Annotated in this window: 19 protein-coding genes; all 19 read left to right on the top strand. The window is 66.8% G+C overall.

What is annotated here, in order from left to right; translation table 11 throughout:
- On the top strand, window positions 1–654 hold the full coding sequence (gene rplC, locus MTP10_RS08705; protein WP_148439698.1) for a 50S ribosomal protein L3: 654 nt from the start codon (window positions 1–3) through the stop codon (window positions 652–654).
- Window positions 651–1,313: a 50S ribosomal protein L4 gene (rplD, locus tag MTP10_RS08700; protein ID WP_310708525.1), complete on the top strand. Its 663-nt coding sequence runs from the start codon at window positions 651–653 to the stop codon at window positions 1,311–1,313. The genes rplC and rplD overlap by 4 nt, the downstream gene beginning before the upstream one ends.
- A complete protein-coding gene (gene rplW / locus MTP10_RS08695) occupies window positions 1,313–1,615 on the top strand; it encodes a 50S ribosomal protein L23 (RefSeq protein WP_020542309.1) in 303 nt (100 codons plus the stop codon). Before rplD ends, rplW begins: the two co-directional genes overlap by 1 nt.
- A gap of 106 nt (window positions 1,616–1,721) precedes the next feature.
- Complete coding sequence (gene rplB, locus MTP10_RS08690) at window positions 1,722–2,558, top strand: 50S ribosomal protein L2 (RefSeq protein ID WP_310708524.1); 837 nt, start codon at window positions 1,722–1,724, stop codon at window positions 2,556–2,558.
- A gap of 11 nt (window positions 2,559–2,569) precedes the next feature.
- Window positions 2,570–2,848 (top strand): 30S ribosomal protein S19, encoded by a 279-nt coding sequence (rpsS, locus tag MTP10_RS08685; RefSeq protein WP_310708523.1) that lies wholly within the window; start codon window positions 2,570–2,572, stop codon window positions 2,846–2,848.
- Window positions 2,849–2,876: 28 nt separating this feature from the next.
- Window positions 2,877–3,230, top strand: a complete 354-nt coding sequence (gene rplV / locus MTP10_RS08680; RefSeq protein ID WP_148036781.1) for a 50S ribosomal protein L22 — start codon at window positions 2,877–2,879, stop codon at window positions 3,228–3,230.
- Entirely contained in the window at window positions 3,230–4,081 is an 852-nt protein-coding gene (gene rpsC / locus MTP10_RS08675; RefSeq protein ID WP_310708521.1) for a 30S ribosomal protein S3, read from the top strand. The genes rplV and rpsC overlap by 1 nt, the downstream gene beginning before the upstream one ends.
- A 2-nt stretch (window positions 4,082–4,083) precedes the next feature.
- Entirely contained in the window at window positions 4,084–4,503 is a 420-nt protein-coding gene (rplP, locus tag MTP10_RS08670; protein WP_253768403.1) for a 50S ribosomal protein L16, read from the top strand.
- The gene (gene rpmC / locus MTP10_RS08665; RefSeq protein WP_080047279.1) at window positions 4,503–4,739 is read left to right on the top strand and encodes a 50S ribosomal protein L29; all 237 of its coding nucleotides are present in this window, start codon (window positions 4,503–4,505) and stop codon (window positions 4,737–4,739) included. Before rplP ends, rpmC begins: the two co-directional genes overlap by 1 nt.
- A complete protein-coding gene (rpsQ, locus tag MTP10_RS08660; RefSeq protein WP_310708519.1) occupies window positions 4,732–5,028 on the top strand; it encodes a 30S ribosomal protein S17 in 297 nt (98 codons plus the stop codon). Before rpmC ends, rpsQ begins: the two co-directional genes overlap by 8 nt.
- Before the next feature lie 183 nt (window positions 5,029–5,211).
- Window positions 5,212–5,583 carry a 50S ribosomal protein L14 gene (gene rplN / locus MTP10_RS08655; RefSeq protein WP_026214151.1) on the top strand — a complete coding sequence of 124 codons (372 nt, stop codon included), beginning with the start codon at window positions 5,212–5,214 and terminating at the stop codon, window positions 5,581–5,583.
- Window positions 5,584–5,594: 11 nt separating this feature from the next.
- On the top strand, window positions 5,595–5,888 hold the full coding sequence (rplX, locus tag MTP10_RS08650; protein ID WP_310708557.1) for a 50S ribosomal protein L24: 294 nt from the start codon (window positions 5,595–5,597) through the stop codon (window positions 5,886–5,888).
- Window positions 5,888–6,463, top strand: a complete 576-nt coding sequence (gene rplE / locus MTP10_RS08645; RefSeq protein ID WP_310708517.1) for a 50S ribosomal protein L5 — start codon at window positions 5,888–5,890, stop codon at window positions 6,461–6,463. Before rplX ends, rplE begins: the two co-directional genes overlap by 1 nt.
- A 2-nt stretch (window positions 6,464–6,465) precedes the next feature.
- Complete coding sequence (locus MTP10_RS08640; RefSeq protein WP_310708516.1) at window positions 6,466–6,651, top strand: type Z 30S ribosomal protein S14; 186 nt, start codon at window positions 6,466–6,468, stop codon at window positions 6,649–6,651.
- 189 nt (window positions 6,652–6,840) lie between these two features.
- Complete coding sequence (rpsH, locus tag MTP10_RS08635; RefSeq protein WP_310708515.1) at window positions 6,841–7,239, top strand: 30S ribosomal protein S8; 399 nt, start codon at window positions 6,841–6,843, stop codon at window positions 7,237–7,239.
- Between the two features lie 16 nt (window positions 7,240–7,255).
- Window positions 7,256–7,798 (top strand): 50S ribosomal protein L6, encoded by a 543-nt coding sequence (rplF, locus tag MTP10_RS08630; RefSeq protein WP_310708514.1) that lies wholly within the window; start codon window positions 7,256–7,258, stop codon window positions 7,796–7,798.
- 2 nt (window positions 7,799–7,800) lie between these two features.
- Window positions 7,801–8,184, top strand: a complete 384-nt coding sequence (rplR, locus tag MTP10_RS08625) for a 50S ribosomal protein L18 (RefSeq protein ID WP_310708513.1) — start codon at window positions 7,801–7,803, stop codon at window positions 8,182–8,184.
- A 27-nt stretch (window positions 8,185–8,211) separates the two neighbouring features.
- On the top strand, window positions 8,212–8,841 hold the full coding sequence (rpsE, locus tag MTP10_RS08620) for a 30S ribosomal protein S5 (protein WP_049572667.1): 630 nt from the start codon (window positions 8,212–8,214) through the stop codon (window positions 8,839–8,841).
- A 2-nt stretch (window positions 8,842–8,843) separates the two neighbouring features.
- A complete protein-coding gene (rpmD, locus tag MTP10_RS08615; RefSeq protein WP_080043226.1) occupies window positions 8,844–9,026 on the top strand; it encodes a 50S ribosomal protein L30 in 183 nt (60 codons plus the stop codon).
- The last annotated feature ends 2 nt before the right edge of the window (window positions 9,027–9,028 follow it).

Here is a 9,028-nt window from a genome sequence, read left to right as displayed (position 1 = left end):
ATGGCTAAGACGATCAAGGGCGTCCTGGGCAAGAAGCTCGGCATGACCCAGGTCTTCGACGCGGACAACCGGCTCGTACCGGTCACCGTGGTCGAGGCCGGTCCGTGTGTGGTGACCCGCGTCCGCACCGCGGAGAAGGACGGCTACTCCGCCGTTCAGCTCGGCTTCGGGCAGGTCGACCCCCGGAAGGTCAACAAGCCGCTCGGCGACTACCTGCGCAAGCACGACATCACCCCGCGCCGTTACTTCGCGGAGATCCGCACCGACGACGCGAGCGACTACACCCTGGGCCAGGAGCTGCTGGCCGACACCTTCGAGGCCGGCCAGTTCGTCGACGTGACGGGCAAGAGCAAGGGCAAGGGCTTCGCCGGTGTCATGAAGCGGCACGGCTTCGGTGGTCTGGGCGCGTCGCACGGTACGCAGCGCAAGCACCGCTCGCCGGGTTCCATCGGTGGCTGCGCCACCCCGGGCCGCGTGTTCAAGGGTCTGCGCATGGCTGGTCGGATGGGTAACGTCCGCACCACTGTGCAGAGCCTCAAGGTTCACGCCGTCGACGCCGAGAAGGGACTCATCCTCATCAAGGGTGCGATCCCCGGCGCCAACGGCAGCCTGGTCCTCGTCCGCACCGCTGCAAAGAAGGGGGCTGCCAAGTGACCAGCATTGACGTCCTCGACGCCAGCGGCGCCAAGGCGGGCACCGTCGACCTTCCCGAAGACATCTTCGGCGCCAAGGTCAACATTCCTCTGATCCACCAGGTGGTCGTGGCCCAGCTCGCCGCTCGCCGGCAGGGCACCCACAAGGCCAAGACCCGTGGTGAGGTCAGCGGCGGCGGCAAGAAGCCGTACCGCCAGAAGGGCACCGGCCGCGCCCGTCAGGGCTCGACCCGCGCCCCGCAGTTCACCGGTGGTGGCGTCGTCCACGGTCCGGTGCCGCGCGACTACTCGCAGCGCACGCCCAAGAAGATGAAGGCCGCCGCCCTGCGCGGGGCCCTCTCGGACCGGGCCGGCGGCGGTCGCGTGCACGTGGTGAGCGGCCTGGTCGACGGGGAGACCCCGAAGACCAAGGCGGCGCTGCAGGCCCTGCGTAACATCACGCAGGCCAGGTCCGTCCTCCTCGTCGTGGACGAGGCCGACCAGCGCACCTGGCTGAGCCTGCGCAACGCCCCGGAGGTCCACCTGCTGGACGCCGGGCAGCTCAACACCTACGACGTGCTCTGCAACGACGACGTGGTCTTCACCCGTGAGGCCTACGACCAGGTCGTGGCGCGGCTGTCGGCTCAGGCGGCAGCTCAGAGTGAGAAGGAAGACGCCTGATGGAGAAGATCGCCGACCCGCGCGACGTCATCATCAAGCCGGTCGTCTCCGAGAAGAGCTACGGCCTGATCGATGAGAACAACAAGTACACGTTCCTGGTGAAGAAGACCGCGAACAAGACCCAGGTCAAGATCGCCGTCGAGCAGATCTTCGGGGTCAAGGTCACCAGCGTGAACACGATCAACCGGCAGGGCAAGCGCAAGCGCACCCGCACCGGTTACGGCAAGCGTCCCGACACCAAGCGCGCGATCGTGAGCCTGGTCGAGGGCGATCGGATCGACATTTTCGGTCAGATCGGCTAGCAGCCACAGAAAGAGAGCGGGTCGCGAGGCCCGTGAAGGGCTTGAGACCGTCGCACTTCGGTGCGGCGGGCTCACCCATGTAACCGACGAAGGATGAACGAAAAAGATGGGCATCCGTAAGTACAAGCCGACGACCCCGGGTCGCCGCGGCTCGAGTGTCTCGGACTTCTCCGAGATCACGCGCAGCACGCCCGAGAAGTCGTTGCTTGCGCCCCTTCACAACAAGGGCGGCCGCAACGTACACGGCCGGGTCACCGCGCGCCACCAGGGCGGCGGTCACAAGCGCGCCTACCGGATCATCGACTTCCGTAGGCATGACAAGGACGGCATTCCGGCGAAGGTCGCTCACATCGAGTACGACCCCAACCGCACCGCCAACATCGCTCTGCTGCACTACGCCGACGGCGAGAAGCGCTACATCATCGCGCCGACCGGCCTGAAGCAGGGCGACCGCATCGAGAACGGCCCCGCTGCCGACATCAAGCCGGGCAACTGCCTGCCGCTGCGCAACATCCCGACGGGTACCTTCATCCACGCGGTGGAGCTCCGTCCGGGCGGCGGCGCCAAGCTCGGCCGCTCCGCGGGCGCCCAGATCCAGCTGCTCGCCAAGGAAGGCCAGTACGCCACCCTGCGTATGCCGTCCGGTGAAATGCGCATGGTCGACGTGCGTTGCCGGGCGTCGGTCGGCCAGGTCGGCAACGCCGAGCAGGCCAACATCAACTGGGGCAAGGCCGGCCGTATGCGGTGGAAGGGCAAGCGCCCGACCGTCCGCGGTGTCGCGATGAACCCCGTCGACCACCCGCACGGTGGTGGTGAGGGCAAGACCTCTGGTGGTCGCCACCCGGTGAACCCCAAGGGCAAGCCCGAGGGCCGCACCCGCCAGGCCAACAAGTCCAGCGACCGGCTGATCATCCGTCGTCGGAGCAAGAGGAAGAAGCGGTAGGAGCAGCCGAAATGCCACGTAGCCTTAAGAAGGGTCCCTTCGTGGACGAGCACCTTCAGAAGAAGGTCGACGTCCAGAACGAGAAGGGCACCAAGAACGTCATCAAGACGTGGTCGCGGCGCTCCATGATCGTGCCTGACATGCTCGGGCACACGATCGCCGTTCACGATGGCCGCAAGCACGTGCCGGTGTTCGTCACCGAGGCGATGATCGGCCACAAGCTGGGAGAGTTCGCCCCGACGCGCACCTTCCGCAGCCACGTCAAGGAAGACCGCCGCAGCCGGCGATAGCAGCCTTCAGAAGTAAGAGGAGTAAGCGATGGAAGCCAGGGCTCAGGCGCGGTTCGTCCGCGTCACGCCCCAGAAGGCCCGCCGCGTGGTGGACCTTATTCGCGGGCTGCCCGCTTCGGAGGCGCAGGCCGTGCTGCAGTTCGCTCCCCAGTCGGCGAGCGAGCCTATCTACAAGGTGCTCAGCAGCGCCGTGGCGAACGCTGAGCACAACTTCGACCTCGACCCGCAGACGCTCGTCGTCAGCCGGGCGTGGGTCGACGAGGGCCCGACGCTGAAGCGGTTCCGTCCGCGTGCACAGGGTCGCGCCTATCGGATCAACAAGCGGACGAGCCACATCACTGTGATCGTGGAGTCCCGCGAGCCGAAGGGAAGGACCCGATAGTGGGCCAGAAGGTTAACCCGCACGGGTTCCGCCTCGGCATCACGACCGACTTCAAGAGCCGGTGGTACGCCGACAAGCTGTACAAGTCGTACGTCGCCGAGGACGTGGCGATCCGCCGCATGCTGCAGAAGGGCATGGAGCGGGCCGGCATCTCCAAGGTCGAGATCGAGCGCACGACGGACCGCGTGCAGGTGGACATCCACACCGCGCGTCCCGGCATCGTGATCGGCCGGCGCGGCGCCGAGGCGGACCGTATCCGTGGCGACCTGGAGAAGCTGACCAAGAAGCAGGTCCAGCTCAACATCCTCGAGGTCAAGAACCCGGAGATCGACGCGCAGCTCGTCGCGCAGGGCGTGGCCGAGCAGCTGTCCAGCCGTGTCTCGTTCCGCCGTGCCATGCGCAAGGCGATGCAGTCCGCCATGAAGTCCGGCGCCAAGGGCATCCGTGTCCAGTGCTCCGGCCGTCTGGGCGGCGCTGAGATGTCGAGGTCGGAGTTCTACCGCGAGGGTCGTGTGCCGCTGCACACGCTGCGCGCGGACATCGACTACGGCTTCTACGAGGCCCGTACCACCTTCGGCCGCATCGGCGTGAAGGTGTGGATCTACAAGGGCGAGGCTCCGACGAGCCGCGCCGAGCGCGAGGCGGCTGCTGCCGGTGCCCGCGCCGGCCAGCGTCGCGAGCGTGACGACCGTAGGGGTGGCGGCGGCGGCGACCGTCCCCGTCGCGGTGGTGGCGCCGGTGGCGCCCGCCGTGGTGGCGGCCGTGGTGACCGTGCCCCCAGGACTGAGGCGGCCGCGCAGGCTGCCCCCGAGACCGGCCCGGCTGCGCAGCCGGGTGCTGAAGGGAGCTGACCATGCTGATCCCGCGCAGGGTCAAGCACCGCAAGCAGCACCGGCCTGACCGCAGCGGAGCCGCCAAGGGCGGCACCAGGGTCGTGTTCGGCGAGTTCGGCATTCAGGCGCTTGAGCACTCCTACGTGACCAACCGCCAGATCGAGTCGGCTCGTATCGCCATGACCCGCCACATCCGTCGTGGCGGCAAGGTGTGGATCAACATCTACCCCGACCGTCCGCTCACCAAGAAGCCGGCCGAGACCCGCATGGGTTCCGGTAAGGGCTCCCCCGAGTGGTGGATCGCCAACGTCAAGCCCGGACGCGTGATGTTCGAGCTGTCCGGCGTGGCGGAGCCGGTCGCGCGCGAGGCGCTTCAGCGCGCGATCCACAAGCTCCCGATGAAGTGCAAGATCGTTAAGCGTGAAGTGGGTGAGGCGTGATGGCTAAGGGCCTGACCGCCGGCGAGCTGCGGGTGGAGGACCAGGACACCCTGGTCCAGAAGCTCAAGGAAGCCAAGGAGGAGCTGTTCAACCTCCGCTTCCAGGCGGCGACCGGTCAGTTGGAGAGCCACGGGCGGCTGCGTGCTGTCCGCCGCGAGATCGCCCGTATCTACACCGTGATGCGCGAGCGTGAGCTCGGCATCGTCACGGTCGAGAAGGAGACGAGCGATGGCTGAGACCGAGACCACCGAGACCACCGAGACGAACGACGACTCGCGGCACTTCCGCAAGGTCCGTGAGGGCCTGGTCGTCAGCGACAAGATGGACAAGACCGTCGTCGTCGCCGTCGAGGACCGCGTCAAGCACCGTCTGTACGGCAAGGTCATCCGCCGTACGACCAAGTACAAGGCGCACGACGAGTCCAACGCCTGTGGCGTGGGCGACCGTGTGCTTCTGATGGAGACTCGTCCGCTCTCCGCCACCAAGCGGTGGCGGGTCGTCGAGATCCTCGAGAAGGCCAAGTAACCCTTCTCGGATATACCGCGCCTCGTGGGGGGTGGAGACACCCCCCATGACGGTGTCCAAGGACGTGGGAGCTTCCCGCGTCGCCTGCGGTGCGGCTCTGCGGAGTTGTGGCCGGAGGACCAAGAAACCGACGGGTTCCGCCAGGCTCAGCAATGAGAACCGGCGCGACTAACAGGAGTAATCGTGATCCAGCAGGAGTCGCGGCTCAAGGTCGCCGACAACACGGGTGCCAAGGAGATTCTCTGCATCCGCGTTCTCGGCGGTTCGGGCCGACGCTACGCCGGTATCGGCGACGTCATCGTCGCCACTGTCAAGGACGCGCTGCCGGGCAGCACGGGCGTCAAGAAGGGCGACGTGGTCAAGGCCGTCATCGTCCGCACTGTCAAGGAGCGCCGCCGGCCCGACGGCTCCTACATCCGCTTCGACGAGAACGCCGCCGTCATCATCAAGGACAGCGGTGACCCTCGCGGCACTCGTATCTTCGGCCCGGTCGGCCGTGAGCTGCGCGACAAGAAGTTCATGCGCATCATCTCGCTCGCGCCGGAGGTGCTGTAATGCCCAAGCAGCTGCACGTGAAGAAGGGTGACCTCGTCCAGGTCATCGCCGGCAAGGACAAGGGCGCCAAGGGTCACGTCATCGCCACCCTCCCGGACAGGGACCGCGTGGTGGTCGAGGGCGTCAACATGATCAAGAAGCACACGAAGGAGACCCACCAGGGTCCGCGCGGCGCCAAGACCGGCGGCGTGCAGACCATGGAGGCCGCCATCCACGTGAGCAACGTGAAGAAGCTCAAGGACGACAAGCCCGCCGACAAGAAGGCCGACGAGAAGAAGGCCGACGAGACGGGTGAGGACAGCTGATGACTGCCACGACCACTGAGACCGAGCGTCCGACGCCGCGCCTCAAGACGAAGTACCGCGAGGAGATCGCGGCCAAGCTTCGCGAGGACTTCGGCATCGAGAACGTCATGCAGATCCCCGGCCTGGTGAAGATCAAGGTCAACATGGGTGTCGGCGAGGCGGCTCGCGACTCGAAGCTCATCGAGGGCGCCGTTCGCGACCTCACCGTGATCACCGGCCAGAAGCCGGCCGTCGTCCGGGCCCGCAAGTCCATCGCCCAGTTCAAGCTGCGCGAGGGCATGCCGATCGGCGCGCACGTCACGCTTCGCGGCGACCGCATGTGGGAGTTCCTCGACAGGCTGCTGTCGCTGGCGCTGCCCCGCATCCGTGACTTCCGCGGCCTGTCGCCGAAGCAGTTCGACGGCAACGGCAACTACACGTTCGGTCTGACCGAGCAGGTCATGTTCCACGAGGTCGACCAGGACAAGGTCGACCGGCCGCGGGGCATGGACATCACGATCGTGACCACCGCGAAGACCGACGACCAGGGCCGGGCGCTGCTGAAGCTCCTCGGCTTCCCCTTCAAGGAGGCCTGATCATGGCGAAGAAGTCGCTGATCGCCAAGGCTAATCGCAAGCCGAAGTTCGAGGTCCGGGGCTACACCCGGTGCACGCGCTGCGGTCGTCCCCGCGCCGTCTACAGGAAGTTCGGCCTGTGCCGCGTCTGCTTCCGTGAGATGGCGCACCGGGGCGAGCTGCCTGGCATCACCAAGTCCAGCTGGTAGTTACCCTGTGGGGGCGGCGTGACGTCGCCCCCGCGGGCTGCCGGCCGTACATAGCAAGCGAAACGCTGACAAACCCAGGGCGCTCTCGCCGAGAGCACCCATGACCACGCCGAAGGTCCACCGGCAGAGCGGTGCAGAAGCACTCGATGCTTCGCCGACTGGAAACCGCGGCGAGGAAGGCCACTGGCCATGACGATGACCGACCCCATCGCAGACATGTTGACGCGTCTGCGCAATGCGAACTCGGCGTACCACGAGAGTGTGACTATGCCGTATTCGAAGATCAAGGCGCACATCGCCGAGATCCTCCAGCAGGAGGGCTACATCCAGTCTTGGGCCGTCGAGGACGCCAAGGTGGGCAAGAGCCTCGTGGTGGAGCTCAAGTTCGGGCCGACCCGTGAGCGGTCGCTCGCGGGCCTGCGCCGGGTCTCCAAGCCCGGTCTGCGGGTCTATGCGAAGAAGGACAACCTGCCTCGGGTCCTGGGCGGGCTCGGCGTCGCGATCATCTCGACGTCCGCCGGCCTCATGACCGACAAGCAGGCCGGCAAGCGTGGTGTGGGCGGGGAAGTCCTCGCCTACGTCTGGTAGAAGGGAGTAACACAGCATGTCGCGAATCGGACGGCTGCCCATCCCTGTGCCCAGTGGCGTAGACATCACGATCACCGGCCAGGATGTCCAGGTCAAGGGACCGAAGGGCACGCTCACTCACTCGGTCGCCGAGCCCATTTCGGTGGCTCGGGACGACGACGGCGCTGTCGCCGTCACCCGCCCCAACGACGAGAACAAGGTCCGCGCGCTGCACGGCCTGTCTCGCACCCTCATCGCCAACATGGTGCAGGGCGTCACGCAGGGTTACTCCAAGACCCTGGAGATCGTGGGCGTCGGTTACCGCGTCCAGGCCAAGGGCCCGACGCAGCTGGAGTTCGCACTGGGCTTCAGTCACCCGGTCATCGTCGACGCCCCCGAGGGCGTCACCTTCCGCGTCGAGAAGCCGACCCTGTTCCACGTGGACGGCATCGACAAGCAGAAGGTCGGCGAGGTCGCCGCCAACATCCGCAAGTTGCGCAAGCCTGACCCGTACAAGGGCAAGGGCGTGCGTTACCAGGGCGAACAGATCCGCCGCAAGGTCGGAAAGGCTGGTAAGTAGGCATGGCTCCGAAGACTGCGTTCAGCAAGCACACGGCTGCCCGCACCGTCTCGCGGGCCCGCCGTCACCGCCGCGTCCGCAAGAACGTCGTCGGCACGACTGCGCGTCCCCGCATGGTCGTCAACCGCTCGACCCGTCACATGTTCGTCCAGATCGTGGACGACACCGCCGGCCACACGCTGGTGAGCGCGTCCACCATGGACGCCTCGCTGCGCACGCTCGAGGCGGACAAGACCGAGAAGGCGAAGAAGGTCGGCGAGCTCCTCGCTCAGCGGGCCAAGGAAGCCGGGATCACCGCTGTCGTCTTCGACCGCGGTGGCAACCGCTACGCCGGGCGTATCGCCGCCCTGGCGGACAGCGCCCGCGAAGGCGGGCTCGAGTTCTGATATGGCTACTGAGATGAGGAACCACTGATGGCTGCAGCTCCGCGTCGCGGTGGCGGCACCGGTGGCGAGCGGCGGGACCGTCGTGACGATCGCCGCGGTGGCGCCGCCGACAAGGGCGTCTCGTACATCGAGCGCGTAGTGAAGATCAACCGAGTGGCCAAGGTCGTGAAGGGTGGTCGTCGCTTCAGCTTCACCGCCCTCGTTGTCGTCGGTGACGGCAACGGCCTGGTCGGCGTCGGTTACGGCAAGGCAAAGGAAGTGCCCGCGGCCATCGCCAAGGGCGTCGAAGAGGCGAAGAAGCACTTCTTCAAGGTGCCTCGCATCCAGGGCACGATTCCGCACACCGTGCAGGGCGAGGAGGCGGCCGGCGTCGTCTTCCTGCGTCCCGCCTCGGCCGGTACCGGCGTCATCGCCGGTGGCCCGGTGCGCGCGGTCCTGGAGTGCGCGGGCATCCACGACGTGCTCTCCAAGTCGCTCGGCTCCGACAACCCGATCAACATCGTGCACGCCACCGTGGCTGCTCTGAAGGGCCTGTCCCGGCCCGAGGAGATCGCCGCCCGTCGTGGCCTGCCGATCGAGGATGTCGCTCCGGCCCGGATGCTCAAGGCTCAGCGCGAGGGCATCGCGGAGGCCGCCGCGGCGAAGGCGGTGAGCTAGTCATGGCACGCCTGAAGATCACTCAGGTTCGCTCGAAGATCGGTGGCAAGCAGAACCAGCGTGACTCGCTGCGTTCGCTTGGCCTGAAGCGAATCGGCGACGTCGTCGTCAAGGAGGACCGGCCCGAGATTCGTGGCATGGTCTCCGTGGTGACGCACCTCGTCGAGGTGGAAGAGGTCGACTAGTC

The sequence above is a fragment of the Nonomuraea sp. 3-1Str genome, from assembly GCF_031570565.1.
GTDB lineage: Bacteria > Actinomycetota > Actinomycetes > Streptosporangiales > Streptosporangiaceae > Nonomuraea.
Note: the sequence above shows the minus strand (reverse complement) of the source record. Positions and strands in the feature narration are given on the sequence as shown.

Excerpts from the sequence above, each read along its gene's own strand:
- rplC (WP_148439698.1), top strand. The coding sequence starts at position 1 with ATGGCTAAGACGATCAAGGGCGTCCTGGGCAAGAAGCTCGGCATGACC.
- rplW (WP_020542309.1), top strand. The coding sequence starts at position 1,313 with ATGGAGAAGATCGCCGACCCGCGCGACGTCATCATCAAGCCGGTCGTC.
- rplB (WP_310708524.1), top strand. The coding sequence starts at position 1,722 with ATGGGCATCCGTAAGTACAAGCCGACGACCCCGGGTCGCCGCGGCTCG.
- rpsS (WP_310708523.1), top strand. The coding sequence starts at position 2,570 with ATGCCACGTAGCCTTAAGAAGGGTCCCTTCGTGGACGAGCACCTTCAG.
- rplV (WP_148036781.1), top strand. The coding sequence starts at position 2,877 with ATGGAAGCCAGGGCTCAGGCGCGGTTCGTCCGCGTCACGCCCCAGAAG.
- rplP (WP_253768403.1), top strand. The coding sequence starts at position 4,084 with ATGCTGATCCCGCGCAGGGTCAAGCACCGCAAGCAGCACCGGCCTGAC.
- rpmC (WP_080047279.1), top strand. The coding sequence starts at position 4,503 with ATGGCTAAGGGCCTGACCGCCGGCGAGCTGCGGGTGGAGGACCAGGAC.
- rpsQ (WP_310708519.1), top strand. The coding sequence starts at position 4,732 with ATGGCTGAGACCGAGACCACCGAGACCACCGAGACGAACGACGACTCG.
- rplE (WP_310708517.1), top strand. The coding sequence starts at position 5,888 with ATGACTGCCACGACCACTGAGACCGAGCGTCCGACGCCGCGCCTCAAG.
- MTP10_RS08640 (WP_310708516.1), top strand. The coding sequence starts at position 6,466 with ATGGCGAAGAAGTCGCTGATCGCCAAGGCTAATCGCAAGCCGAAGTTC.
- rpsH (WP_310708515.1), top strand. The coding sequence starts at position 6,841 with ATGACGATGACCGACCCCATCGCAGACATGTTGACGCGTCTGCGCAAT.
- rplF (WP_310708514.1), top strand. The coding sequence starts at position 7,256 with ATGTCGCGAATCGGACGGCTGCCCATCCCTGTGCCCAGTGGCGTAGAC.
- rplR (WP_310708513.1), top strand. The coding sequence starts at position 7,801 with ATGGCTCCGAAGACTGCGTTCAGCAAGCACACGGCTGCCCGCACCGTC.
- rpsE (WP_049572667.1), top strand. The coding sequence starts at position 8,212 with ATGGCTGCAGCTCCGCGTCGCGGTGGCGGCACCGGTGGCGAGCGGCGG.
- rpmD (WP_080043226.1), top strand. The coding sequence starts at position 8,844 with ATGGCACGCCTGAAGATCACTCAGGTTCGCTCGAAGATCGGTGGCAAG.